Source organism: Paraburkholderia sp. BR13439, from assembly GCF_040948805.1.
Classification (GTDB): domain Bacteria; phylum Pseudomonadota; class Gammaproteobacteria; order Burkholderiales; family Burkholderiaceae; genus Paraburkholderia; species Paraburkholderia youngii.
Genome location: NZ_JBFPKN010000001.1, coordinates 454,803 through 480,893, shown reverse-complemented (window position 1 = coordinate 480,893; position 26,091 = coordinate 454,803). Strand labels below are relative to the sequence as shown.

The following is a 26,091-nucleotide window of genomic DNA, read 5'->3' as shown; positions in this document are numbered from 1 at the left end:
ACGAGGCGCCGGTATGACCTCTCCGCTGAAGGTTTTCATTACCGGCGCTTCGAGCGGCATCGGCCTCGCGCTCGCCGGCGAATATGCACGGCGCGGCGCGATTCTCGGCCTCGTCGCCCGTCGCGGCGACGCGCTCGCCGCGTTCGAGCAGTCCCATCCCCAGAACACCGTCTCAATCTATGCGCTCGACGTGCGCGACGCGGAAGCGCTCGCCGATGCGGCCGCCCGCTTCATCGCGGAGCACGGCCTGCCCGACGTCGTGATCGCCAACGCCGGCATCAGCCGCGGCGCGCTGACCGGTCACGGCGATCTGCGCACCTTCCGCGAGGTGATGGACATCAATTACTTCGGCATGGTCGCGACGTTCGAGCCGTTCGCCGCCGCGATGGCCGACACGAAACGCGGCACGCTGGTCGGCGTTGCGAGCGTCGCCGGTGTGCGCGGCTTGCCGGGCTCGGGTGCATATAGCGCGTCGAAGTCGGCGGCGCTGAAGTATCTCGAAGCGTTGCGCGTCGAGATGCGGCCGTTCGGCGTCGGTGTCGTGACGATCGCGCCCGGCTATATCCGCACGCCAATGACCGAGCACAATCCGTACAACATGCCGTTCCTGATGGACGCCGACCGTTTCGCGGCGAAGGCCGCACGGGCGGTCGAACGGCAGACGTCGTTCGCGGTGTTTCCGTGGCAGATGCGCGTGGCCGCGATGTTGCTGCACGTGCTGCCCCGCTGGCTCTACGACCGCGTGTTCGAACGCGCGCCGCGCAAGCCGCGCGCCGCCACCGAGTAAGTCATGCAACCCCGTGCGGTCGATGCAGCCGGCGTCGCGCACGAATCCGCGGGCGCCGATGCGCGCATCGTGTCGCTGGTGCCGAGCCTCACCGAAACCCTGTTTGCGCTCGGGCTTGAGCGGCAGATCGTCGGGCGCACCGGCTTTTGCGTGCATCCGCGCGACAAGGTCCGCGCGGTGCCGAAGGTCGGCGGCACGAAAGCCGTCAAACTCGACGCGATCCGCGCGCTGCGCCCCACCCACCTGATCGTCAATATCGACGAAAACGAACGCGACACCGTCGAGCAGCTGCGCGCGTTCGTGCCGCACATCGTCGTCACTCATCCGCAGACGCCGCACGACAACCTCGCGCTGTACGCGCTGCTCGGCGCGATCTTCAGACGTGAAGAGGAAGCGCGGCGCTTGAGCGGCGCGCTCGACGCGCGTCTGCGCGAAGCCGCCGCTCACACCTTCGCCGCGCAGAACGTGCTGTACCTGATCTGGCGCGAACCGTGGATGAGCGTCGCGCGCGACACCTACATCGCCGCGATGCTGCGCCTCGTGAACTGGCACACGTTGCCCGACCTGCACGGCGGCAGCGTCGGCGCCACGCGCTACCCCACGCTCGACTTCGACGCCGCGCCATGGCTCGCGCAAGTCGACCGCGTGCTGCTGTCGAGCGAGCCGTACCGCTTCACGGCCGCGCATCGCGATGCGCTCGCGCGCGATCCGCGTTTCACCGGCAAGCGCATCGAGCTGATCGATGGGGAAATGACGTCGTGGTACGGCGTGCGCGCAATCGATGGCATCGGCTATCTGCTGCGCGAGGCCGCGGCGGCCTGAGGCGGCAACACAGCCACGCCGCCCCCATATGGATATGTCGATTAAATTGTTGTCGCCATAATGGCCCTTCGATAAGCTTTCGCGAAGGCGCGCCGCCGGCCATGCCTCGAAGGCAGGCCCCTCGGCCTCAGGCCGGGATCGCCCGACCTGTACCGCGGCGCCGGGAACGTATCACAATCGTGGCGACGCGCGCGCCGGGAGCGCTCTCCTGCCCGCTCACGCATCGCCGCCATAAACACAACCAGACGCACTGCCTGACTGCGCTCGTTACCGGAGATCCTATGCGCTTCAATCTGCTCGCAGCCGCCATCCTGCTCACGGCGCCCGCGCTCGCGCTCGCCAAACCGTTGACCGTCTGTACCGAATCGAGTCCCGACGGCTTCGACGTCGTGCAGTTCAATTCGCTGGTCACGACGAATGCATCGGCCGACGTGATCTTCAACTCGCTGGTGTCGTTCGACGAAGCCGCGAAGAAGGTCGTGCCCGCGCTCGCCGACAAATGGGAAGTGAGCCCCGACGGCCTGACCTACACGTTCCACCTGCGTCCGAACGTGCAGTTCCAGACCACCGACTACTTCAAGCCCACCCGCGCGCTGAATGCCGACGACGTGATCTTCACCTTCGACCGCATGCTCAACGACAGCAATCCGTGGCACAAGGTGGCGGGCGCGAGCGGCTTCCCGCACGCGCAATCGATGGGGCTGCCGAAGCTGATCAAGTCGATTACCAAGGTCGACGACAACACGGTGAAGTTCGAGTTGAACGAGCCGAACGCGACGTTCGTGTCGATCCTGACGATGGGCTTCGCGTCGATCTATTCGGCCGAGTACGCGGACCAGTTGCTGAAGGCCGGCAAGCAGGTCGACCTGAACGCGAAGCCGATCGGCACCGGCCCGTTCGTGCTGAAGAGCTATACGAAAGACGCGGTGATCCGTTATGACGCGAACCCGACCTACTGGGGGCCGAAGCCGAAGATCGAGCGTCTGATCTACGCGATCACGCCGGACGCAACCGTGCGAGCGCAGAAGGTGAAGGCTGGCGAATGCCAGATCGCGTTGTCGCCGAAGCCGCAGGATCTCGCCGACGCGAAGAAGGACAAGTCGCTCGCGATCGTGCAGACGCCCGCGTTCATGACGGCCTTCGTCGCGCTGAACACGCAGCAGAAGCCGCTCGACAACCAGAAGGTGCGCGCCGCGCTGAACATGGCGTTCGACCGCACGACGTATCTGAAGACGGTGTTCGACAACACCGCGACGCCGGCCGTGAACCCGTTTCCGCCGAACACGTGGAGCTACAACCACTCGATCAAGGGCTGGCCGTACGACCCGGCAAAGGCGAAGCAGTTGCTCACCGACGCAGGTTTTCCGAACGGCTTCCAAACGACCATCTGGGTGCGTCCGAACGGCAGCGTGTTGAATCCGAATCCGAAGGCCGGTGCCGAACTGCTGCAGGCCGACTTCGCGAAGATCGGCGTGAAGGCGGACGTCAAGGTGATCGAATGGGGCGAGCTGATCAAGCAGGCGAAGCAAGGCCAGCATGACTCGCTGTTCATGGGATGGGCCGGCGACAACGGCGATCCGGACAACTATCTGTCGCCGCTCTTCAGTTGCAACGCGGTGAAGTCGGGCATCAACTTCGCGCGCTTCTGCGATCAGGATCTCGACAAGCTGATCGCCGACGGCAGAGCAACGTCCGATATCGCCAAGCGCACGAAAGCGTATGAAGCCGCGCAGCAGATCATCCATGACGAAGCGCTGTGGATTCCGCTCGGCTATCCGACCGCGGCCGCGATTACGCGTACGAACGTGAGCGGGTATCACGTGAGTCCGTTTGGACGGCAGAATTTTGGGGCGGTGGTGGTGCAGTGATTTTGCGCTGCGGTTGAAAGCGGAAAGGATAAGGCCGACCTTCACGGGTCGGCTTTTTTTTGCGCCCAGCGTTTCCTGGTCGATAGAGGTCGTCCGTTACTTCACCGCGTTGTCTGCGGCGGCGATTTTTGGATCGAACGATACGCCTTCGAGACAATCACGATTACGTTCAGCGAAAGCGAAGGACAAGGTTCCCCACGGAAGAAAGGCTGAATATGCCGTGGTTTCATCCAGTGAATGCCCACGCGGAGAGTCCGTAATTTTGAGGTTGCTGTAATGCGCACGGACCATCGCGAGCGTGACGCATTCGCCGCTCAGCCGCCCAAGTGCAAGAAAGCCAGGACGCCCTCCAGTGTGGCGAACGCGCAAACCCACATTGCCGCCCACGACACCATCTGCCATCTTCCCCGGACCGCCGACGTAAAAGTTGAATTCGGCATTTTGAATTGGATCTTTGGTGGTATCTCTGTCGACAAGGTGAGTCGCAAGCACGCTTTCGACTTTTGCCTTAGTGAACGGAATTTGCTGCGCCAAGGCGTCGATGGTCTGCCACAGTGTCATGTCCGGTTGAGTCATCTGTGGATCTTGTCCGTAGTGTCCGGCCGCGAGGCTGCATCCGCCAAACCACCCTGCCAGACAAAGTACTGCAAGCGCCTTCGTCCAATCACCTGAACGGGTAAGTCTTGTCATACCATCTTCCATAGTAGTCCGCGCTGGGTCCATCTGACATTCCGCAACCTTTTGCCGACGTGATCTCGGGCCTTTGACCGTTATACCGACTCCTAATGCAATTTTCCTCATGCAAGAAGCCAATAATTGCTCGCAAAGTACCCGCCCACACTTTTGCAGAGGAAATGGTTATGGCTATGCAAGCTCCAACGAGGACAGGTTTCGAACGGTGGCAGGACGGTGTTAGCAAGGCTGTAAGCGATGCAAGATGGAATTCCTTGGATTGCGAAATCCAGATGGCAGTCAACGAGTACAACCTCCATCTTCGCGGCACCTCGGGGTACGTGGCCTTGGATTGGCAGATTATCAAGGCGATATTGTGGGTCGAAACAGGTGCACACGATCCTCAGTGGAACGCCAAGCCGATGCAAATCGGCGTTTCTGGAGATCCCGGATTAGCATCGCTGCTATCAGGCAAAGAAGGCGACGATCTGATTCTGCTATCAGGCTGGAAAGGACGGCTGACAATGTCCTCAGTCAGAACGATAGCGGCGCATAACATCCGCGCCGGGATTGGCTATCTGCTTATGCGCATGGCAAAGTTCGAGTACCGAAACGTACCCGGTGCTGACCCGAAAGTTTATGAAATCGCCGTCAAGCCAGGCGATAGTCTGGAAAGATGGCGAAGGGTCAAGGCACCACGATCGAGACGTTGAGAAAGCTGAACCCGACGGCCGCTGTTCTTCGCCCTGGACAAGTATTGACGTACCGGAAAGCTTCGATTCAAAAAGTAATTGCAGGCTGGCACCCCATTGTCACGACATTCATAGCACGGCGCTATAACGGAGGTCGGGACCCAAACTACGCCAGAAAACTCGATTACGCGTTGTCATCGGTGCGGAAAGGAAAGGCGGCCCTATGTGCACAATGAAGCTGATCTGTTTTGCCCTGGCCGTCTGCCTGCCAACAATGGTCCTTGCAGCCTCAGCGGTTCCCGTCGCAAGCGAGCGGGCCTTGCGCGAGGAATGCAGCGCGTTCTCGCAAGCGGGGATGCGGGACTGTCTGGCAGAAAAAGCAGAGGCGAGTAAGAAGACCCTCAGACGAGCCGAGGAGAAGATGGCTGGCACCCTCGCCAGATGGGATGAAGACGAGAAGCACGTCAACCAGGCCAAGGCAAAACTCGCCGCATCAAACAGAAAATTCGCTCGGTACCGTGAGTCTCAATGCGACTTCGCAGCTTCGCTGACTGGTGGTGCGGCCGGCAATGCGCATGAAATCAGCCGTTTAGCTTGCGTTTCCGAACTCAACAACCGGCGGGCCGAGCAACTACGCAACGCTGCGTCTGACTTGCCCTTGAAGTAATTCGCATGAGAGGACACCCAGCATCGTTGCGCCGCTCAGTGCCTTCGCCCAGCGCGGACATATTCGTCCGCGCTTCTCCGCCCGCGGCGAAGGTCCGAGATCACACCGCCGCAAACCGGATCACCCCATCCGCATCCTGCGTCCGCTTCAATTCCCCCGCCCGCCACAGCAGATGCAAATGCGCGAGCGCCTCACCCATCGCGAACGTCATCTGATGGATATCGAGTTGGCGCTTGAACATCAGCGGCACGATATCGGCGGCGCTACGCCGCTTTTCCGCGCACGCTTCGCGCACTTCGGCGAGCCGCGCGTCGTGATGCTCACGCAGTTGCTGAATGCGCGTGCGCACGCCGCGAAACGGCTTGCCATGCGACGGCAGCACGAGCGTATCTTCTGGCATCGTCTCGTAACGACCAAGCGACTCCAGATACAGTTCGAGCGGCGAGCCCTCAGGCTCGATATCGAACACCGACACGTTGGTCGAAATGCGCGGCAGCACCATGTCGCCTGAAATCAGCGTGCCGGTTTCCGCACAGTGCAGCGCGCAGTGTTCCGGCGAGTGGCCGAAGCCTGTTACCACGCGCCACGTCCTGCCGCCGATCCTCACGTCCTCGGCTTCGCGCAAACGCCGGTATTGCCCCGGAATCGCCGGCACGAGGCTCGAGTAATAGCTCGTGCGATTGCGCAGTTTGTCGACCGATTCGGCATCGTTCAAACCGTGCCGCGCGAAGTGCCGCGCCGCGGCCTCGCCGCCCGCGTTCGAACCGTCGCCCGTCGCCATCACGCGCGCCTGCATGTATTCGCCGAGCGTCATCCACAGCCGCGCGTCCCAACGCTTTTTCTCGCCGCCGCTGCACACCCAGTGCGCGAGGCCGATGTGGTCCGGATGGCAATGCGTGACGATCACGCGCAGCACCGGCAGCCCGTCGAGCACCGAATCGAACACGCTCTCCCAATTCGCCTTGATCGTGTCCGACGTGATGCCGCAGTCGACCACGGTCCAGCCTTGCTGACCGTCGATCTCATCGCGCAGCAGCCACAGGTTGATATGGTCGAGCGCGAACGGTAACGGCATGCGCAGCCAAAGCACGCCGGGCGCGACTTCCATCGTGCGGCCCGAGTCGGGCATCGTGTCGTTGAACGGGTATTGGAGTTGGTGTTCGAGTGCATTCATGGGGACTGTCTTCCTCCGACGACTCTCCGGCATGGCCAGGTATGCGATGCCGGTCGGCCTGGTTGTGGTTGCGTTCCGCTCAGGTTGACGATAACGTAAACGTCGATTCTATCGTTCAATCCGGTTTTGTGCCGGCCAAGCGGCCACGAGATGTCCCGATGAATACGCAATACACGATCACCGAACTCGCGCGCGAATTCGACGTCACGCCACGCGCAATTCGTTTCTATGAAGACCAGGGTTTACTCTCACCGAGCCGCGAGGGTTCGAGCGGCTTGCGACGCGTCTATTCCGGCCGCGACCGCACGCGTCTGAAGCTCACGCTGCGCGGCAAGCGGCTTGGCTTCACGCTGTCGGAGATCCGTGATCTGCTCGACGTCTACGAGTCGCCGACCGACACCGTGCCGCAATTGCACGCGTTTCTCGCGACGGTCGCGCGTCATCGCGAAGTGCTCGAACGTCAGCGCGAAGATCTCGACGCGACGCTCGAAGATCTGGCGCAGTACGAAGCGCAGGCGCGCGCGTTGCTCGATGGCACGAGGCACGACGCGAAACCTGCCTGAAGCTGCCTGACTCTGACCGGCGTTTGCGGAGCGCGCGTGATGAATCACTTCCCCAAACTGTTATCGTCGCAAATCGGTTTCGACGTCGCGCAGACGATGCTCGAAGGGTTCGACCGTCACTACCGGATCTTTCGCGACGCGGCGATCCATGCGAAGAAGCTGTTCGAAGCCGGCGACTGGCACGGCCTGCAAAAGCTCGCGCGCGACCGCATCGCGTCGTACGACGATCGCGTGCAGGAATGCGTGCACCTGCTCGAAGACGAGTACGACGCGGAGAACATCGACAGCGAAGTGTGGCAGCAGATCAAGCTGCACTACATCGGTCTTCTGACCACGCACCGTCAGCCCGAATGCGCGGAAACGTTTTTTAATTCGGTTTCCTGCAAGATCCTGCATCGCTCGTATTTCAATAACGATTTCATTTTCGTGCGCCCCGCGCTCTCGACCGAATACATCGAGAACGACGAGCCGGCCGCGAAGCCGACCTATCGCGCGTATTACCCCGGTACCGATGGACTTGCCGCGACGCTCGAGCGGGTCGTCACGAACTTCCAGCTCGATCTGCCGTTCGAGGATCTGACGCGCGACGTCGCCTGCGTGATGCAGTCGATTCACGAAGCTTTTGGCGTGTTCGACGAAGCGGCGAATTTTCAGATTCACGTATTGTCGTCGCTGTTTTATCGAAACAAGGCCGCGTATATCGTCGGGCGCATCATCAATGGCGACGCGCTGCTGCCATTCGCGGTGCCGCTGCGTCACGTGAAACCGGGCGTGCTCGCACTGGACACCGTGCTGCTCAAGCGCGAGCAGTTGCTGATCATCTTCAGCTTCTCGCACTCGTATTTTCTGGTCGACATGGAAGTGCCGTCCGCGTATGTCGAGTTTCTGCGCACGGTGATGCCGGCCAAGCCGAAGGCGGAGATCTATACGTCGGTGGGCCTGCAGAAGCAGGGCAAAAATCTGTTCTATCGCGATCTGCTGCATCACCTCAAGCATTCGAGCGACCGCTTCATCGTCGCGCCCGGCATCAAGGGGCTCGTGATGCTGGTGTTCACGTTGCCGTCGTTCCCCTACGTGTTCAAGCTGATCAAGGACAACTTTCCGCCGCCGAAGGAAACCACGCGAGCGCAGATCCAGCAGAAGTATCTGCTCGTCAAACGTCACGACCGGCTCGGCCGCATGGCCGACACGCTCGAATATTCGAGCGTCGCGCTGCCGCTCGCGCGGCTCGACGAAACGCTGTTGCGCGAACTCGAGAAGGAAGTGCCTTCGCTGATCGAATACGACGGCGAGAACCTCGTGATTCGCCACATGTACATCGAGCGACGCATGATCCCGCTCAATCTGTTCCTGCAGAACGGCAACGACGACGACATCGAGCACGGCATCAAGGAATACGGCAACGCGGTGAAGGAGCTGATCCAGGCGAACATCTTTCCCGGCGACATGCTGTACAAGAACTTCGGCGTGACGCGCCACGGCCGTGTCGTGTTCTACGACTACGACGAGATCGAGTACCTGACCGACTGCAACGTGCGCGCGGTGCCGGCGCCGCGCAACGAGGAAGACGAAATGTCGGACGAGCCGTGGTACCCGGTCGGTCCGCACGATATTTTCCCGGAGACGTACAGCACGTTCCTGCTCGGCGATCCGCGTGTGCGTCGCTCGTTCATGCTGCATCACGCGGATTTCTTCGAGCCCGAACTGTGGCAGCGATACAAGGATTTTCTCTTGAAGGGCGAGTTGCCCGATTTTTTCCCGTACGACCAGAGCGTGCGCTTCTGCGTGCGTTATCCGGAGCGGTTCGCCGAAACAACCGATGCAGAGGCGAACGAGCCGAATGTGCGCGTGGCTTGATGAATCTCACGAGGGTTCGCAGCAGGCCGCGCGCGGCGGTAGCCATCCAAGCTATGACCAAGGAGCTCAAACATGAGTGACGCAATTCAAAGTGGTATCCATGCCGATCCGATCGTGATCGTCAGCGCGGCGCGCACGCCGATGGCCGGCTTTCAGGGCGACTTCGCGTCGCTGACCGCGCCACAACTCGGCGCGGTCGCGATCAAGGCGGCCGTCGAGCGGGCGGGGCTGAAGCCCGAGCAGATCGAGGAAGCGGTGATGGGCTGCGTGCTGCCCGCCGGCCTCGGCCAGGCGCCCGCGCGCCAGGCCGCGCTCGGCGCGGGTCTGCCGCTCGCCACCGGCTGCACGACGGTCAACAAGATGTGCGGCTCCGGCATGCGCGCGGCGATGTTCGCGCACGACATGCTGGCTGCGGGCTCGCTCGACGTGATCGTCGCGGGCGGCATGGAAAGCATGACGAACGCGCCGTATCTGTTGCCGAAGGCGCGCGGCGGCATGCGCATGGGCCACGGCCAGGTGCTCGACCACATGTTCTACGACGGCCTCGAAGACGCGTACGACAAAGGCCGTCTGATGGGCACGTTCGCCGAGGAATGCGCGGCGTCGTTCGACTTCACGCGCGAGGCGCAGGACGCGTTCGCGGTCGAGTCGCTGAACCGCGCGAAACGCGCGAACGAGGACGGCTCGTTCGACTGGGAAATCGCGCCGGTTACGGTGGCGGCCCGCAAGGGCGACGTCACGATCGCGCGCGACGAGCAGCCGTTCAAGGCCAACCTCGACAAGATCCCCACGCTGAAGCCTGCGTTCAGCAAGACCGGCACCGTGACGGCGGCGAACTCGTCATCGATCTCGGACGGCGCGGCCGCGCTGGTGATGATGCGCGAGTCGACCGCGAAGCGGCTCGGCGTCGCGCCGCTCGCACGCGTCGTCGGTCATTCGACGTTCGCGCAGGAGCCCGCGAAGTTCACGACCGCGCCGGTCGGCGCGATCCGCAAGCTGTTCGAGAAGAACGGCTGGCGCGCCGGCGACGTCGATCTGTACGAGATCAACGAAGCGTTCGCGGTCGTCACGATGGCCGCGATGAGAGAGCACGATTTGCCGCACGACAAGGTCAACGTGAACGGCGGAGCATGCGCGCTAGGCCATCCGATCGGCGCCTCGGGCGCGCGCATTCTGGTTACGCTCATCGGCGCGCTGAAGAATCGCGGTCTGAAGCGCGGCGTCGCGTCGCTGTGCATCGGCGGCGGCGAGGCCACCGCGATGGGTATCGAACTGATCTGAAGGGTTGACCAAACTTCGAGGAATACGATGAAAACAGTGTTGATCGTCGGTGCGTCGCGTGGCATCGGCCAGGAATTCGTGCGGCAGTACAAAAAAAGCGGCTGGCGCGTGCTCGCGACCGCGCGGGACGGCGCCGCGCTCGACGCGCTCAACGAGCTCGGTGCCGAAACCTTCATGCTCGACGTCACCGCGCCCGAAGAGATCGCGGCGCTCGGCTGGAAGCTCGACGGCGAACGGCTCGACGTCGCGATTCTGGTGTCGGGCGTATACGGTCCGCGCACCGAAGGGATCGAGACGATCACCGCCGAGGACTTCGATCACGTGATGCATACGAACGTGCGCGGCCCGATGCAGCTGCTGCCGATCCTGCTGCCGCTCGTCGAGGAAACGGACGGCGTGCTCGCGGTGATTTCGAGCCGCATGGGCAGCATCGCCGATGCGAGCGGCACGACGGGCTGGCTGTATCGCACCAGCAAGGCGGCGCTGAACGCCGTGCTGAAGCTCGCGTCGCTCGACGCGCAACGCGCGACCTGCGTGTCGCTGCATCCCGGCTGGGTGCGCACCGACATGGGTGGCGCGCAGGCCGCGCTCGATCCGGCCCGCAGCGTCGCGGGCATGCGCGAGGTGCTGGCGCAGGCGGCGGCATCGCGCGACGCGTTCCACGGCCGCTTCGTTCAGCACGATGGTACGCAGCTCGACTGGTAGACAACCGGGTTGCATCGGATCGGAGACACACTCATGGTGCTTGACCAGGATCACCTGATGGTGCGCGACGCGCTGCGCACCTTCGTGCGCGAAGCGATCACGCCGTACGCGGCGCAATGGGATCGCGAGCGCACCTTTCCGCGCGACGTGCACCGGCAGCTCGCCGAACTCGGCGCCTATGGCGTGCTGGTGCCCGACGCGTATGGCGGCGCCGGCATGGACGCGCTCGCGCTCGCGCTGATCCTCGAAGAAATCGCGGCCGGCGATGGCGGCACGTCGACCGCGATCTCGGTGAACAACTGCCCCGTGTGCAGCATCCTGCTCACCTATGGCAACGACGCGCAGAAGCGCGACTGGCTCACGCCGCTCGCGCGCGGCGAGATGCTCGGCGCGTTCTGCCTGACCGAGCCGCAAGCGGGCTCGGATGCGTCGGCGCTGCGCACTACCGCGACGCGCGATGGCGACGCGTACGTGCTGAACGGCGTCAAGCAGTTCATTACGAGCGGCAAGAACGGCGACGTCGCGATCGTAATGGCCGTCACCGACAAGACCGCCGGCAAACGCGGCATCAGTGCGTTCATCGTGCCCACCAGCACGCCGGGCTACGTAGTCGCGCGTGTCGAAGACAAGCTCGGCCAGCATTCGTCAGACACCGCGCAGATCGTGTTCGAGGACTGCCGTGTGCCGGCAGCGAACCTGATTGGCGCGGAAGGCGAAGGCTACCGGATCGCGTTGTCAGGGCTCGAAGGCGGGCGCATCGGCATCGCTGCGCAAAGCGTCGGCATGGCGCGCGCCGCGTTCGAAGCGGCGCTGACTTACGCAAAAGAACGCGAGAGCTTCGGCGCGCCGCTGTTCTCGCACCAGGCGGTGCAGTTCCGTCTGGCCGACATGGCCACGCAACTCGAAGCCGCGCGTCAATTGATCTGGCACGCTGCGTCGCTGAAGGACGCGGGCCAACCGTGCCTGACCGAAGCCGCGATGGCAAAGCTGTTCGCTTCCGAAGCGGCCGAGCGCATCTGCTCGGCCGCGTTGCAGATTCACGGCGGCTACGGTTATCTGAGCGACTTCCCGGTCGAGCGGATTTACCGTGACGTGCGCGTGTGCCAGATCTACGAAGGCACGAGCGATATCCAGAAGATCCTGATCGCTCGCGCGCTCAACTGAAATTTCAATGAATAAGCCATTGTTGTCACTGCAAAGACCTGTCGACTGCCCATGCGGCGGCGCCGCGCCCGCCGCACGCCCAGGCACCGCGACCAAGGCCCCGTGTTTCGCACAATGCTGCGGCCGCTATATCGACGGCGGCGAAGCGGCGCCGCACGCGCTCGAACTGATGCGCTCGCGCTATAGCGCGTACGTGCTCGGTGCAACCGACTACCTGCGCGCGACGTGGGACCCCAACACCTGCCCCGCCGATCTCGAAGTCGATCCCACCGCACCCGACGCGCCTCGTTGGCTCGGACTGCAGATCAAAGCGTTCGCCGAAAGCGATGCCGATCACGCGACTGTCGAATTCATTGCCCGCTACAAAGTGGGGGGACGTGCACATCGGCTGCATGAATTGAGCCGCTTTCTGCGTTGCGATGATGGTCGCTGGCGTTATGTAGACGGAGACGTCAATGAGTAGCACGCGCTGATTAAGTGATCGCTGCATTACGCGTCGAGGCTTTCTCATGCCTGTCACTCGCTCTCGACAAAATTCATAAAAGCCCTCGGATCGGGCTTTTTTTCGTTCCACGCGCGCAGGCTCCTTCGTTGGCCTCGCGCCACAGCACTTACACGACCTTTAGTCGCCGCTTCCCGCCACATATCCCCGGCCCTTGCCTGGCAAGGCTTTGAGGCCTTATACGCAGACGCAGCAATTTTTTCGTCGCGGGTTCTCCTTGATTGCACAAAACAAAATTGTCGTGCCAGGATGAGTCCGTAGTTTCATGACGTCACATTGCGAGAGCGGGTCACACCAGTTCCGCAAGATGCAAAGGAAGCCTGACCGGCCGCTGATCGAAAGCGCGCCGCGCGGGCTCCGGTAGCACCGAGTGACGCTCATCCTCGGCGCGTGGGGTCGCGTCGGCCGTTGGGTTCATCCCGTGCGATGGTGATTTGCGTGCGTGCGCTTTGCGCACTACGCACGCGAGTGAGTCTGTTTGTGTCGAAAACGCGAACGAAAGCTGAACGTCAGCAGCGTTTTTGGCCACCGGACAGCACGGAGTTCAGGACAGGTCTTTCAAGCAGGTGCGTCAATGGTGTTGAGCAAGGTTCTGACGAAGTGTGCGGCGATCTGCGCCGCGGCCACGTGTGCTGTCACGATCGCGCACGCCGATCCGCTCGCTTATTCTTCGCCTTCGGCACACAACGCGACACCGACCAGCGACACCCAGGGACCGCTGTCGCGCGCCCGCGTGCCGCGCCTCGCACTCGACGACGACGTCTATCTGCCCACCGCTCACCTGAACGAAAAGATCATCCGCGTGCCGGTCGACGCCGCCGGCACTGTCACGCTCGAAACCACGATCTACAAGCCGGACGGCCGCGGCCCGTTCCCGATGATCGTGTTCAACCACGGCAAGATTCCGGGCGATCCGCGCACCCAGGAACGCAGCGACCCGCTGCCGTTCGCGCGCGAATTCGTGCGCCGCGGCTACGTGGTCGTCGCGCCGAACCGCCAGGGCTTCGGCCACTCTGACGGCGTGTACGAGCAGGACGGCTGCGACGTCCAACGCAATGGCCTCGGCCAGGCCGGCGACGTCGCCGCGACGATCGATTACATGTCGAAGCAGCCTTATGTCGACGCGACGCACATCGTGGTGGCCGGCACTTCGCATGGCGGTCTCGCGACGATTGCGTACGGCACCGAAGCGGCGCCCGGCGTGCGTGCGCTGATCAATTTCTCGGGCGGCCTGCGTCAGGACTCCTGCGAGGACTGGCAAGGCAATCTGACGCGCGCATTCGGCGCGTACGGCGAGAAGACCACGGTGCCGTCGCTGTGGCTCTATGGCGATAACGATTCGGTGTGGAACGCGCCGCTCGTCGCCGGCATGTACGCCGCGTATGGCGCGCATGGCGCGAGCGTGAAGATGATCGACTTCGGCAAGTACAAGAACGACGCGCATCGGCTGGTCGGTGACCGCGACGGCGTGCGCGTATGGTGGCCGGCCGTCGAAGCGTTCCTCGCTCGCGCCGGCATGCCGACGGCCGTGCAGTATCACGTCGCCGATCCGGCCGCGCCGCAGGCAACCGGCTTCGCCGCGCTCGACGCCGTCGACGCGGTGCCGTACCTCGACAACGAGGGCCGCAATGGCTATCGCAACTTCCTGCATCAGTATCCGAGCCGCGCATTCGCGGTGTCGGATTCGGGCGCGTGGTCGTGGGCCGAGGGCGGCGACGATCCGATGTCGGTGGCGGTGGCGAATTGCCAGAAGCAGAGCTCCGATCCGTGCCGGCTGTATGCAGTCGATAACTCGGTCGTGTGGGGCAATCAGAGCTCGCAGACGGCAGATGCGGGTGATGTCGATGCGAATGGCCGGAAAGCGATTGCGAGCCGGGAGTGAAGTACGCATAGCATCTGGATTCGAGTTCGGTTCCGACGTGTCGAAGGCCTGCTGATTCAGCAGGCCTTTTTGCATTCGGGCCACCGTTGCGCCATGACAGCAACCCAGCATTCGTGCGGCGTGCCTGTGAAAAAGCACCTCTTCACCACAAATTCTCGCCAGTAATAGCCCATTACTTTGACGTCGCTATCTCCGTCGATTAGCGAGCTTTGATCCCGAAGTCGAACGAGCTGCGTCGAACAGCGGCAAACCTCGACGCGACGGCGAAAAACGCGCGTTTCGCAGCTGATGCGCGCGGCGAAATAAACCGCTAATCTCGACCCCGCGCGCTCGCCAAGGCTCGTTCCTCGCGACCGGAATAGGTCTGCGGAAAAAACGGAAACGCCTTTCAAAAAGGCGTGAGACCGACCTCGCGCGTGCGTGGCATAAAAGCACCTCGGAGTACCTCTTTGGAAAATTCAGCAGTCCCCCGGGTCGCCCCTGAAGATTGGGTCGCCCGCAGCCTTCGCGCGGTATGGCATCCGTGCACGCAGATGAAGCATCACGAACGTCTGCCGCTGATCCCCGTCGCGCGCGGTCAAGGCGCATGGCTATACGATCGCGCGGGTCATCGCTATCTCGACGCGATCAGTTCGTGGTGGGTCAATCTGTTCGGTCACGCGAACCCGCGCATCAACGCGGCGCTGAAAGAGCAGCTCGATACGCTCGAACACGCGATGCTCGCCGGCTGCACGCATGAACCCGCCGTCGAGCTCGCCGAACGTCTGCACGCGTTGACCGGCAACACGCTCGGCCACGCGTTCTTCGCGTCGGATGGCGCGTCGGCGGTCGAGATCGCGCTGAAGATGAGCTTTCATAGCTGGCGCAACCGGGGCTACGCGGACAAGCAGGAATTCGTCTGCCTTGCCAACAGCTACCACGGCGAGACGATCGGCGCGCTCGGCGTGACCGACGTCGCGCTATTCAAGGACGCGTACGATCCGCTGATTCGTCACGCGCACGTCGTCGCGTCGCCCGATGCACGGCTCGCGCAAGCGGGCGAAACCGCCGCCGACGTCGCGCGCCGCGCGCTCGACAACGTGCGCGCGCTGTTCGAGGCGCGCGCGAACCGCATCGCCGCGCTGATCGTCGAGCCGCTCGTGCAGTGCGCGGCCGGCATGGCGATGCACGACGCGTCGTACGTCGCCGGATTGCGCGCGCTGTGCGACCAGTACGGCGTGCATCTGATCGCCGACGAAATCGCGGTCGGCTGCGGCCGCACCGGCACGTTCTTCGCATGCGAACAGGCAGGCGTGTGGCCCGACTTCCTGTGTCTGTCGAAAGGCATCAGCGGCGGCTATCTGCCGCTGTCGATCGTGCTGTCGCACGACGAGATCTTCGCAGCCTTCTATCACGACGACACCGCACGCGGCTTCCTGCATTCGCACTCGTACACCGGCAATCCGCTCGCGTGCCGCGCCGCGCTCGCAACGCTCGATCTGTTCGCGAGCGACGACGTGCTCCCCACCAACGCCCGCAAATCGGCGACGCTCGAGGCCGCGCTCGCACCGCTCGCCGAGCACGCGCAGGTGCGCAATCTGCGTCAGCGCGGCACGATCTTCGCGTTCGATGCGGTGATCGACGATTCGCAGCGAGCCAAAACATTCTCGCGCCGCTTCTTCGAAAACGCGCTCCAACGCGAGCTACTGTTGCGCCCGATCGGCACCACCGTATACCTGATGCCACCGTACATTCTCGACGACGAAGAACTCGCGCTGCTCGCCGCGCGCACACGCGACACCTTCGACGCCACGCTCGCGGAGGCCCGCTGATGCATCTGCTCGACACACTCGCCGAAGGCCTGAAGGAAATCGACGCACGCGGCCTGCGCCGCCGCCGCCGCACAGCGGACACACCCTGCGCCGCGCACATGACGGTCGACGGCCGCGAAATGATCGGCTTCGCGAGCAACGACTACCTGGGCCTCGCCGCGCACCCACAGTTGATCGAGGCGATCGCGGAAGGCGCGCGGCTGTATGGGGCGGGCAGCGGCGGCTCGCATCTGCTCGGCGGTCATTCGCGCGCGCATGCGCAGTTGGAAGACGATCTCGCGGCATTCGCGGGCAGATTCGTCGACGATGCCCGCGCGTTGTATTTCAGCACCGGCTATATGGCGAATCTCGCGACGCTGACCGCGCTCGCGGGCCGCGGCACGACGCTATTCTCCGATGCGCTCAATCACGCATCGCTGATAGACGGTGCGCGGCTGTCGCGCGCCGATGTGCAGATCTATCCGCACTGCGACATGGATGCGTTGAGCGCGATGCTCGAAGCGTCTGAGGCGGACGTCAAGGTGATCGTCTCCGACACGGTGTTCAGCATGGACGGCGACATCGCGCCGCTGCCGCGTTTGCTCGAACTCGCGGAGCGGCACGGCGCGTGGCTGATCGTCGACGACGCGCACGGCTTCGGCGTGCTCGGCCCGCAGGGCCGCGGCGCGATCGCGCAAGCCGCGCTGCGCTCGCCGCATCTGATCTCGATCGGCACGCTCGGCAAGGCGGCGGGCGTTTCCGGCGCCTTCGTGGTCGCGCACGCGACCGTGATCGAATGGCTCGTGCAGCGCGCGCGTCCGTATATCTTCACGACCGCGTCGGTGCCGGCGGCCGCGCATGCGGTGTCGGCGAGCCTGCGCATCATCGGCGGCGATGAAGGCGATGCGCGCCGCGCGCATCTGCAGCAACTGATCGAGCGCACGCGCGCGATGCTGAAGGCGACGCCGTGGCTGCCCGTCGATTCGCATACGGCCGTTCAACCGCTGATCATCGGCGCGAACGATGCGACGCTCGAGATCGCCGCATCGCTCGATCGCGCAGGGCTGTGGGTGCCCGCGATCCGTCCGCCGACCGTGCCGACCGGCACGTCGCGCCTGCGCATCTCGCTGTCGGCCGCGCACTCGCATGCGGATCTCGACCGGCTCGAAGCCGCGCTGCAACAAGTCGGAGCGCGCGCCGCATGAGCAACCTGAATCACGATGGCGGCGCACTGTCGCTGTTCGTCACCGGCACCGACACGGAGATCGGCAAGACCTTCGTGTCGTCGGCGCTATTGCGCGGCTTCGTGCGCGAAGGTCTGCAAGCGGCCGCGATGAAGCCGATCGCGGCGGGCGCGTTCGAAGTGAACGGTGTGCTGCACAACGAAGACGCGGACCAACTCGATGCCGCGTCGAGCGTGCTGCTGCCGCCCGCGTTGCGCACGCCGTATCTGCTGAAGGAACCGGCTGCGCCGCACATCGCTGCGGCGCTGGAAAACGTCTCGTTCGATGTCGATCACATCGTCGCGTGCCATCGCGAGGCGCTGAAGCTCGCCGAGGTCGTCGTGGTCGAAGGTGTCGGCGGCTTTCGCGTGCCGTTGACCGCGACGCAGGACACCGCCGATCTCGCCGTCGCGCTGAAGCTGCCGGTGGTGCTGGTGGTCGGCATGCGGCTCGGCTGCATCAGCCATGCGCTGCTGAGCGCCGAAGCAATCGCCGCGCGCGGTCTCACGCTCGCGGGCTGGGTCGCGAATCGCATCGACCCGGATATGACCTTCGCCGACGAAAACATCGCGTCGATTCGCACGCATCTCGCGCAAGCGTACGACGCGCCGCTGCTCGGTATCGTGCCGCATATCAGCCCGCTGTCGCCGGAACTTGCGGCCGAACAGCTCGATATTCGACGGCTTCTGCAAACGCTGCGCCAATTGCGCGCGACATAGCGCTGCCCAGCAGCGCCGAACCCCATTTCATCCGTACACGAGGATCGATCACATGACACAACTGAACATCGCAACGGGCAGCGCCGACACGAGCGCCGCCAACGGCAATTCGACTGGCGCCGCCACTGAAGCGAAGCCGCTCGCGCGCTGGCGCGTCGCGGATATCGTCGCGTTGTACGAATTGCCGTTCAACGACCTGCTGTTTCGCGCACAGCAAACGCATCGCGAGCATTTCGACGCGAATGCGGTACAACTGTCTACGCTGCTGTCGATCAAGACCGGCGGCTGCGAAGAGGATTGCGCGTACTGTCCGCAGTCGGTGCATCACGACACCGGTCTCGCGGCCGACAAGCTGATGCCGGTCGACGAAGTGCTCGCCGCAGCGAAAGTCGCAAAGGACAACGGCGCGACGCGCTTCTGCATGGGCGCCGCGTGGCGCAATCCGAAGGATCGCCACCTCGAGCCGATCAAGGACATGATCCGCGGCGTGAAGGCAATGGGCCTCGAAACCTGCGTGACCCTCGGCATGCTCGAAACGCACCAGGCACAAGCGCTGCGTGATGCGGGCCTCGACTACTACAACCACAACCTCGATACGTCGCCGGAGTTCTACGGCCAGATCATTTCGACGCGCACCTATCAGGATCGGCTCGACACGCTCGAACGCGTGCGCGACGCGGGCATCAACGTGTGCTGCGGCGGCATCGTCGGCATGGGTGAATCGCGCCGCGAACGCGCGGGGCTGATCGCGCAACTCGCAAACATGGAGCCGTACCCGGAATCGGTGCCGATCAACAATCTGGTGCAGGTGCAAGGCACGCCGCTGACCGGCACCGAACCGATCGACCCGTTCGAATTCGTGCGCACGATCGCGGTTGCGCGCATCACGATGCCGCGCGCGATGGTGCGTCTATCGGCCGGCCGCGAACAGATGGACGAGGCGTTGCAGGCGATGTGCTTCCTCGCGGGCGCGAATTCGATCTTTTACGGCGATCAGTTGCTGACCACGAGCAACCCGCAGGCGGAAGCGGACCGCAAGCTGCTCGCGCGTCTGGGCATTCGCGCTGAGGCTGCGCAGCAAATGCCGGTCGAGCAGAGTGAGTGCGAGCGTGGGTGTGCGCATGGGCATGGGGATCACGGCGCGGCGAATTGAGTCGCGGAGTCGCTGCATCGGTAACTCGCATGCGCCAAGCGTGCGGGAATGAAAAAGGCTGCCTCGTTTTGCGAGGCAGCCTTTTACTTTTTACGCTAAACCCGAAGCTCACTTCCGATCAACAATAATCTGATCGAACGTCCCCCCGTCGGAGAAGTGCGTGTCCTGCGCCTGCTTCCAACTGCCGAACATCTGCTCGACCGTGAACGTCTTGATCGGCTTGAACTCGGCCGCATGCTTCGCGAAGACGTTCTTGTCGCGCGGACGCAGATGATGCCGCGCGATGATCTCCTGCGCGGCCGGCGACCACAGATAGTCGAGGTATGCCTGCGCTTGCTTGCGCGTGCCACGCTTGTCGACGACCTTATCGACGATCGACACCGGCGGCGCAGCGAGCAAACTCAGCGACGGATACACCGCTTCATAGCTGCCCGCGCCGACACCCGTATCGATCAGCGAGACTTCGTTCTCGAACGTGACGAGCACATCGCCGATACCGCGCTGCGTGAACGTCGTCGTCGCTCCTCGGCCGCCGGTATCGAGCACCGGCACGTTGCGGAAGATCGCCTTCACGAAGTCGAGCGCCTGCGCGTCGGTGCCGCCCTGCTGCTTGCGATAACCCCACGCGGCGAGATACGTATAACGTCCGTTGCCAGAGGTCTTCGGATTCGCGATCACCGCCTGGACGCCGGGCTTCGCGAGGTCGTCCCAGTCCTTGATGTGCTTCGGGTTGCCCTTGCGCACGAGGAACACCATCGTAGTCGTGTAGGGCGCGCTATCGTCCGGCAGACGCGCGCGCCAGTTGGCGGGGACCAGGTGCCCCTTTTCGGCGAGCAGGTCGATGTCGTTCGGCTGATTCATCGTCACCACGTCGGCCTGCAACCCCTGCAGCACCGACAGCGCCTGCGCGCTCGACGCGCCGTGCGACTGCCGCACCGACACCGTCTCACCGCTCTTCTGCTTGTAGTCCGCGATGAAGCCCGCGTTGATGTCCTTGTACAGCTCGCGCGTCACGTCGTACGACACGTTCAGCAGCGACGTATCCGCGCGCGCTGTCGTGACGCCGCCGAACGCGAGCGCAACTAGTGTGATGCCTGCCGTCGCGACCGCTGTGAGCCGGCGTGATGTCCCCGTGTTGCCCTTCATTGTTTCCCCGTCTGTCGATGATCAAAACCTGTAGCCGCGCATACGCGGCATGACGCGGGATTCTAACGGATTGCTTACCTGGCGCGCGCCGCAGCGGGGTGCTCACACGAGCGCATGCTGCACCGTATCGATCGCCTCCTCGCGAAAGCGCAGCGGCGCCGCGCAGTGCACGAGCGTATCGACGAAGTACTTCGCACGCGGCCAAGGACCGAAGCCCGCCGCCGTGTTGATATGCCCCGCATCGCCGAGATTGACGAACGCGCTGCCGAAACGCTGCGCGAGATTGCGCGCGTCGGCAAGCGTCATCCACGGATCGGTTTCGCTGCCGATCAGGATCGACGGCACGCCCAGACGTCGCGCGTCGAACGGTCCCGCGAATTCGAACTTGCGCGGACTCGCGGGCGCGACGAACAGCACGCCGACCACGTCGCTGGCGAGTGCGCCCTGCTGTAACGCATGCGCAGTCGCAAGGCAGCCGAAGCTGTGCGCGGCCAGCACGAACGGACCGCGTTCGCGCGCGAGCAGATCGCGCAACGACTTTGCCCATAGCGCGAGATCGGGCGCGTCCCAGTTGGCCTGCTCGACGCGCAACGAGCGCGCGAACTGCCGCTCCAGCCAGGTTTGCCAATGCGCGCCTTCGCTGCCGTGCAGGCCGGGAACGGTGACGAGCCGTGGCGGCCAGCTCGATCGGGTGCATGAAAGCATGTGCGTGCCTCGCAGCGCAGGGAATCCGGGCCATCATTGTCCCGCTCGGTCGCGCGTCGACGAACCAAGATTTTGTGCTTTGGTTATGGGGCAAACGAAGAAATGCGCCGGTACGCGCGGGCTCGACGCCCGCGACTACACGCATCCCGAAGCGCACGCCCGTGCGCAGACGCGCGCGATTTGTGTCGAAAAAGTAGAATGAAGCCTATTTCATAACGGGAGGAGACCCGATGCCGCTCACGTCGCTCCATCGTCGAGGCGCGCTGACAGCCCGCCCCGCTGATGCGCAGATCGACGCCGCCGCAATCGGTACCGCATGAAAATACTCTTCTACGCACCGCACACCGAAGCCGCCGCCTGGCTGCACGATTTCGCGCGCGCGTTGCCCGCGGCCGATCTGCGCGAATGGCAGCCCGGCGACAACGCGCCAGCCGATTTCGCGGTGGTCTGGCGTCCGCCGCGCGAGATGCTGGCCGGCCGCACGACGCTGCGCGCGATCTTCAATCTTGGCGCGGGCGTCGATGCGATTCTCGCGCTCGAACGCGCGCACCCCGGCACGTTGCCGCCCGAGGTGCCATTGATTCGCCTCGAAGATGCCGGCATGGGCGCGCAGATGGCCGAGTATGTGACGCATGCGGTGCTGCGCTATCTGCGCCGCTTCGACGAATACCAGATGCTGCAGGGCGAACGCCGCTGGAAAGTGCTCGAGCCGCATCCGCGCGCAACGTTCACTGTGGGCGTGCTCGGTCTCGGCGTGCTCGGCACGCAGGTCGCGCAATCGCTCGCTTCGTTCGGCGTGCCCGTGCGCGGCTATAGCCGCAGCGCGAAGCGGATCGACGGCATCGCGACGTTCGCCGGCGACGCGCAGTTCGATAGCTTCCTCGACGGCGCGAAGGTGCTCGTCAATCTGCTGCCGCATACACCCGACACGGAAAGCGTGCTGAATGCGCGAGTCTTCGCGAAGCTCGCGCGCGGCGCATATCTGATCAACGTCGCGCGCGGCGCGCATCTGGTCGAAACGGATCTGCTCGCCGCGCTCGCGAGCGGCCAGCTCGCCGCCGCGACGCTCGACGTGTTCCGCGAGGAACCGCTGCCCGCCGATCATCCGTTCTGGCGCGAGCCGCGCATCACGATCACGCCGCATACGTCGGCGCTGACATTGCGCGAGGACAGCGTCGCGCAGGTCGCGGACAAGATCGGCGCGATGATGCGCGGTGAGCAGGTGAGCGGAATAGTGCAGGTGGAGCGCGGCTACTAGGTGCATTCCCACGCCCGCGCGCGTCGCAGGCGCGCGGGCTGAACTAAATTACAGCAATGCGGCAGCACCCATCCTGGATGGGACTGCGGTAAAACCGCATCGGATCGGAGCACATCATGGCCTTACCGCAACAAGTGAAAATCGTCGAAGTGGGCCCGCGCGACGGGCTGCAGAACGAGAAGGAATTCGTGCCGACCGCGACCAAGATCGAACTGATCAACCGGCTGTCGGCGGCGGGTTTTCGCAACGTCGAAGCGGCGTCGTTCGTGTCGCCGAAATGGGTGCCGCAGATGGCCGACGGCGCTGATGTGATGGCTGGCATCGAGCGCCGCGCCGGCACCATCTACTCGGTGCTGACGCCGAACCTGCGCGGCTTCGAAGGCGCGCTCGCCGCGCGCGCCGACGAGATCGTGATCTTCGGCGCGGCGAGCGAGGCGTTCTCGCAGAAGAACATCAACTGCAGCATCGCCGAGAGCATCGAGCGCTTCGCGCCGGTTGCCGCAGCGGCGAAACAACATGGCCTGCGGATTCGCGGCAGCGTGTCGTGCGCGCTCGGCTGTCCGTATCAGGGTGAGGTGCCGGTCGCGTCGGTCGTCGACGTCGTCAAGCGCTTCGCGGCGCTCGGCTGCGACGAGATCGATATCGCCGACACGATCGGTGTCGGCACGCCGAAGCGCACCCGCGAAGTGTTCGAGGCGGTGACCGAAGTGTTTCCGCGCGAGCATCTGTCGGGACACTTCCACGACACCTACGGCCAGGCGCTTGCGAACATTTACGCTGCGCTGCTCGAAGGCATCGAGATTTTTCATGCATCGGTCGCGGGGCTCGGCGGTTGCCCGTACGCGAAGGGCGCGACCGGCAACGTCGCGACCGAAGACGTGTTGTACCTGATGAACGGCCTCGGCATCGAGACCGGCATCGACCTCGCCCAGGTGGTCGAGATCGGCGACTTCATTTCGAACGCGATCGGCCGGGCCAACGTGTCGCGCGCCGGCAAAGCGCTGCTCGCGAAGGCGCGCAGCGAAGCGAATACCTGCGTATAAACGCTCCATCCATTTTGAATCAGGATTTCCAACGATGAACGACCTCGCGTCCTTCGACTCCGACGATCTCGCCGCGCTGCCCGACTCTGCACGCCGCGTCGCGCTGCTGCTGCGCGAACGCGGTCACGCGGGGCGAATCGTGATGCTGCCGGAAACCGGCAAGACTTCCGCCGAAGCGGCCGCTGGACTTGGCTGCGCGGTCGCGCAAATCGCGAAGTCGATTCTGTTCCGGCGCCGCGAAGACGACGCCCCGGTGCTCGTGATCGCGAGCGGCGCGAATCGCGTCGACGAAAAGAAGGTGGCCGCGCAGGTCGGCGAGATCGGCCGCGCGGACGCGAAGTTCGTGCGTGAAAAAACCGGCTATGCGATCGGTGGCGTGTGCCCGGTCGGCCATGCGACCGAGCCGGTCACGCTGATCGATGCCGATCTGCTCGAGCTGGAGAGCCTGTGGGCGGCCGCTGGTCATCCGCACGCAGTGTTCAATCTGACCGCGCAGGAGCTGATCGCGCTGACGGGCGCGCCGGTCGTCGATGTCGCGTTGCGCGAGCCGGCCTGAACACGATGGCGAGCAGTAAGCCTTACGAACAAAAAGCCGGCGACGTCTGCGTGCCATCGCCGTGCATCAACGTGTGCAGGATGGATGCGTCGACCGGCTGGTGCGAAGGATGCCTGCGCACGATCGACGAAATCGCCGGCTGGTCGACGTTCGACGACGACGATAAGCGCGCGGTATGGGATGCGATCGAAGCGCGCCACGCGGAGTTCATTGCTGGCCGCACCGCATCGACGGCGAAGGAGAAGCAATGAAAGCCGCGCCGCGCGTCGTCACGCTCGGTGAGACGTTCAGTTCGACGCTCGCGTTGTCGGTGGAGTCGATCAAATCGTTCGCAACCCTCGTCGTCGATCTGAACCCGCTGCATCACGATGAAGCGTATGCCGCGCAAAGCCGCTTTGGCGGGCTGATCGCGTCGGGCACGCAACCCACCGCGTATTTCATGGCGCTGCTCGCCACGCATTTTTCTACTTACGCGCAACCGCTCGGCCTCGAATTCGATATCAAGCTGAAGAAGGCGGTGCAGGCGCACGACACGCTGACGATCACATGGCGTGTGCGCGACGCTCACTGGAAGCCGAGCCTGAGCGGCGACCTGACCTACCTCGAAGGCACCGTGGTCAATCAGCGCGGCGAACTGCTGCTGACGGGCACCTCGACGATCCTCGTGATGCCGAAGCCCGACGCGCTCGAGCACGCGCAATCGAAAACGGCCGCACCATGATCGCGCTGCCCGCATCGATCCAGGTGTTCGAGCGCGGCTGGCTGTCGTCGAACAATGTGCTGCTCGTCGATGAAGCATGCGCAGCGCTCGTCGATACCGGCTATGCGACGCACGCTTCGCAGACGGTCGCGCTGGTGCGCAATGCGTTGCACACGCGGCCGCTCGATCTGATCGTCAACACGCATCTGCATTCGGATCACTGCGGCGGCAACACGCTGTTGCAGGCCACATGGTCGTGTCGCACGCTGATCCCGTCATCCGAAGCCGATGCCGTACGCGACTGGGACGAAGCGCGCCTCAGCTTTCGCGCGACCGGTCAAACCTGCGAGCGCTTCGGCTTCACCGGCACGCTTGCGCCCGGCGCACGCTTGCGGCTCGGCGCACTCGACTGGCAGGTGCTCGGCACACCGGGCCACGATCCGCATTCGCTGATGCTTTATTGCGCGGACGAACGCTTGCTGATCAGCGCGGACGCGCTATGGGAAAACGGTTTCGGCGTGATCTTTCCCGAACTCGAAGGCGAAAGCGGCTTTGCCGAGCAGCAGGCCGTGCTCGACATGATCGCGACACTCGACGTGCGCGTGGTCATCCCAGGCCACGGCGCGCCGTTCACGCATGTCGAACCGGCGCTCGACCGCGCGATGTCGCGCGTAGCCTGGTTGCGTGCCGATCCCGCGCGCAACGCTAGGAACGCGCTGAAGGTGCTGATCGTATTCAAGCTGCTCGAAGTTCGCGAGATGAGCGTGGACACGCTTTTGCGCATGCTCGACGACGCGTCCGTGATGCGCGCCGCCGCGTCGATGCTGAAGCCACGCAGCGAATGGCCAGCGTTGCTAACGGGAATGATCGGGAAACTCGCGGCAAATGGTGGACCGCTCGAAGTGGACGGCACGCGCATTCTCGCGCGGCGTTGAACGTGTGATTGGGCCGTGCAGCCGGTGCAGTCGAAAAGCGCACCGGAACCAAAACCGTACCGACAAAAAGAAAGCCGCTCGACGAGGCGAGCGGCGGAACATCTGTGTGGACGTGATCAGCGTCGCCATCAATGATACGCGCACGAATATTCGCAACGCATCGGTGATTTCCCTACAGAAAATTGACACCGCGTTTTACAAATGCATACATCTTCTGTCATCAAGCC

26 protein-coding genes are annotated in these 26,091 nt (G+C 63.8%); 22 read left to right on the top strand and 4 right to left on the bottom strand.

Features of this window, described 5'->3' with window-relative positions; all coding sequences use genetic code 11:
- Positions 1-13 precede the first annotated feature (13 nt).
- The 3 genes from AB3X96_RS02205 (at position 14) to AB3X96_RS02195 (ending at position 3,477) form a co-directional block, all read left to right on the top strand.
- Positions 14-787: an SDR family oxidoreductase gene (locus tag AB3X96_RS02205; protein ID WP_368588426.1), complete on the top strand. Its 774-nt coding sequence runs from the start codon at positions 14-16 to the stop codon at positions 785-787.
- 3 nt (positions 788-790) lie between these two features.
- Positions 791-1,609 carry a helical backbone metal receptor gene (locus AB3X96_RS02200; RefSeq protein ID WP_368588425.1) on the top strand — a complete coding sequence of 273 codons (819 nt, stop codon included), beginning with the start codon at positions 791-793 and terminating at the stop codon, positions 1,607-1,609.
- A 281-nt stretch (positions 1,610-1,890) separates the two neighbouring features.
- Positions 1,891-3,477, top strand: coding sequence for an ABC transporter substrate-binding protein (locus AB3X96_RS02195; RefSeq protein WP_368588424.1), 1,587 nt, complete (start codon positions 1,891-1,893; stop codon positions 3,475-3,477).
- Positions 3,478-3,573: 96 nt separating this feature from the next.
- On the opposite strand, the gene AB3X96_RS02190 is transcribed toward AB3X96_RS02195, so the two are convergent.
- Positions 3,574-4,167, bottom strand: coding sequence for a hypothetical protein (locus AB3X96_RS02190; RefSeq protein ID WP_368588423.1), 594 nt, complete (start codon positions 4,165-4,167; stop codon positions 3,574-3,576).
- Positions 4,168-4,262: 95 nt separating this feature from the next.
- On the opposite strand from AB3X96_RS02190, the gene AB3X96_RS02185 reads away from it, so the two are divergent.
- The gene (locus AB3X96_RS02185) at positions 4,263-4,862 is read left to right on the top strand and encodes a hypothetical protein (RefSeq protein ID WP_368588422.1); all 600 of its coding nucleotides are present in this window, start codon (positions 4,263-4,265) and stop codon (positions 4,860-4,862) included.
- Positions 4,863-5,073: 211 nt separating this feature from the next.
- A complete protein-coding gene (locus AB3X96_RS02180) occupies positions 5,074-5,508 on the top strand; it encodes a lysozyme inhibitor LprI family protein (RefSeq protein ID WP_368588421.1) in 435 nt (144 codons plus the stop codon).
- Between the two features lie 100 nt (positions 5,509-5,608).
- On the opposite strand, the gene AB3X96_RS02175 is transcribed toward AB3X96_RS02180, so the two are convergent.
- The gene (locus AB3X96_RS02175) at positions 5,609-6,682 is read right to left on the bottom strand and encodes an MBL fold metallo-hydrolase (protein ID WP_368588420.1); all 1,074 of its coding nucleotides are present in this window, start codon (positions 6,680-6,682) and stop codon (positions 5,609-5,611) included.
- A 158-nt stretch (positions 6,683-6,840) separates the two neighbouring features.
- Between AB3X96_RS02175 and AB3X96_RS02170 the strand changes: the two genes are divergently transcribed.
- From AB3X96_RS02170 to bioB, 11 genes are all read left to right on the top strand, one after another.
- Complete coding sequence (locus AB3X96_RS02170) at positions 6,841-7,245, top strand: MerR family DNA-binding transcriptional regulator (protein WP_018436808.1); 405 nt, start codon at positions 6,841-6,843, stop codon at positions 7,243-7,245.
- A 39-nt stretch (positions 7,246-7,284) separates the two neighbouring features.
- Complete coding sequence (gene aceK, locus AB3X96_RS02165; protein WP_368588419.1) at positions 7,285-9,102, top strand: bifunctional isocitrate dehydrogenase kinase/phosphatase; 1,818 nt, start codon at positions 7,285-7,287, stop codon at positions 9,100-9,102.
- Between the two features lie 72 nt (positions 9,103-9,174).
- A complete protein-coding gene (locus AB3X96_RS02160) occupies positions 9,175-10,383 on the top strand; it encodes an acetyl-CoA C-acetyltransferase (protein ID WP_368588418.1) in 1,209 nt (402 codons plus the stop codon).
- A 27-nt stretch (positions 10,384-10,410) separates the two neighbouring features.
- Entirely contained in the window at positions 10,411-11,088 is a 678-nt protein-coding gene (locus tag AB3X96_RS02155; protein WP_368588417.1) for an SDR family oxidoreductase, read from the top strand.
- A 33-nt stretch (positions 11,089-11,121) separates the two neighbouring features.
- Complete coding sequence (locus AB3X96_RS02150; RefSeq protein WP_368588416.1) at positions 11,122-12,252, top strand: acyl-CoA dehydrogenase family protein; 1,131 nt, start codon at positions 11,122-11,124, stop codon at positions 12,250-12,252.
- A 7-nt stretch (positions 12,253-12,259) separates the two neighbouring features.
- Positions 12,260-12,715, top strand: coding sequence for a YchJ family protein (locus tag AB3X96_RS02145; protein ID WP_368588415.1), 456 nt, complete (start codon positions 12,260-12,262; stop codon positions 12,713-12,715).
- 613 nt (positions 12,716-13,328) lie between these two features.
- Positions 13,329-14,636, top strand: a complete 1,308-nt coding sequence (locus tag AB3X96_RS02140) for a dienelactone hydrolase family protein (protein ID WP_368588414.1) — start codon at positions 13,329-13,331, stop codon at positions 14,634-14,636.
- 449 nt (positions 14,637-15,085) lie between these two features.
- A complete protein-coding gene (bioA, locus tag AB3X96_RS02135; RefSeq protein WP_368588413.1) occupies positions 15,086-16,447 on the top strand; it encodes an adenosylmethionine--8-amino-7-oxononanoate transaminase in 1,362 nt (453 codons plus the stop codon).
- A complete protein-coding gene (gene bioF / locus AB3X96_RS02130; protein WP_368588412.1) occupies positions 16,447-17,631 on the top strand; it encodes an 8-amino-7-oxononanoate synthase in 1,185 nt (394 codons plus the stop codon). Before bioA ends, bioF begins: the two co-directional genes overlap by 1 nt.
- The gene (gene bioD / locus AB3X96_RS02125) at positions 17,628-18,368 is read left to right on the top strand and encodes a dethiobiotin synthase (RefSeq protein WP_368588411.1); all 741 of its coding nucleotides are present in this window, start codon (positions 17,628-17,630) and stop codon (positions 18,366-18,368) included. The genes bioF and bioD overlap by 4 nt, the downstream gene beginning before the upstream one ends.
- Before the next feature lie 52 nt (positions 18,369-18,420).
- On the top strand, positions 18,421-19,521 hold the full coding sequence (bioB, locus tag AB3X96_RS02120; RefSeq protein ID WP_368588410.1) for a biotin synthase BioB: 1,101 nt from the start codon (positions 18,421-18,423) through the stop codon (positions 19,519-19,521).
- A gap of 108 nt (positions 19,522-19,629) precedes the next feature.
- Here bioB and AB3X96_RS02115 read toward each other — a convergent pair whose 3' ends face one another.
- Positions 19,630-20,667: a sulfate ABC transporter substrate-binding protein gene (locus AB3X96_RS02115; protein WP_368588409.1), complete on the bottom strand. Its 1,038-nt coding sequence runs from the start codon at positions 20,665-20,667 to the stop codon at positions 19,630-19,632.
- Positions 20,668-20,769: 102 nt separating this feature from the next.
- Positions 20,770-21,372: an alpha/beta hydrolase gene (locus AB3X96_RS02110; RefSeq protein ID WP_176368312.1), complete on the bottom strand. Its 603-nt coding sequence runs from the start codon at positions 21,370-21,372 to the stop codon at positions 20,770-20,772.
- A gap of 316 nt (positions 21,373-21,688) precedes the next feature.
- On the opposite strand from AB3X96_RS02110, the gene AB3X96_RS02105 reads away from it, so the two are divergent.
- The 6 genes from AB3X96_RS02105 (at position 21,689) to AB3X96_RS02080 (ending at position 25,864) form a co-directional block, all read left to right on the top strand.
- Positions 21,689-22,630, top strand: coding sequence for a 2-hydroxyacid dehydrogenase (locus AB3X96_RS02105; protein ID WP_368588408.1), 942 nt, complete (start codon positions 21,689-21,691; stop codon positions 22,628-22,630).
- A 116-nt stretch (positions 22,631-22,746) separates the two neighbouring features.
- Entirely contained in the window at positions 22,747-23,673 is a 927-nt protein-coding gene (locus AB3X96_RS02100) for a hydroxymethylglutaryl-CoA lyase (protein WP_368588407.1), read from the top strand.
- 34 nt (positions 23,674-23,707) lie between these two features.
- Positions 23,708-24,229: a YbaK/EbsC family protein gene (locus AB3X96_RS02095; RefSeq protein ID WP_176122281.1), complete on the top strand. Its 522-nt coding sequence runs from the start codon at positions 23,708-23,710 to the stop codon at positions 24,227-24,229.
- Between the two features lie 5 nt (positions 24,230-24,234).
- Complete coding sequence (locus tag AB3X96_RS02090; RefSeq protein ID WP_368588406.1) at positions 24,235-24,480, top strand: DUF1289 domain-containing protein; 246 nt, start codon at positions 24,235-24,237, stop codon at positions 24,478-24,480.
- Positions 24,477-24,950: a MaoC family dehydratase gene (locus AB3X96_RS02085; RefSeq protein ID WP_176368308.1), complete on the top strand. Its 474-nt coding sequence runs from the start codon at positions 24,477-24,479 to the stop codon at positions 24,948-24,950. The genes AB3X96_RS02090 and AB3X96_RS02085 overlap by 4 nt, the downstream gene beginning before the upstream one ends.
- Positions 24,947-25,864 carry an MBL fold metallo-hydrolase gene (locus tag AB3X96_RS02080; protein WP_368588405.1) on the top strand — a complete coding sequence of 306 codons (918 nt, stop codon included), beginning with the start codon at positions 24,947-24,949 and terminating at the stop codon, positions 25,862-25,864. The genes AB3X96_RS02085 and AB3X96_RS02080 overlap by 4 nt, the downstream gene beginning before the upstream one ends.
- Positions 25,865-26,091 lie beyond the last annotated feature (227 nt).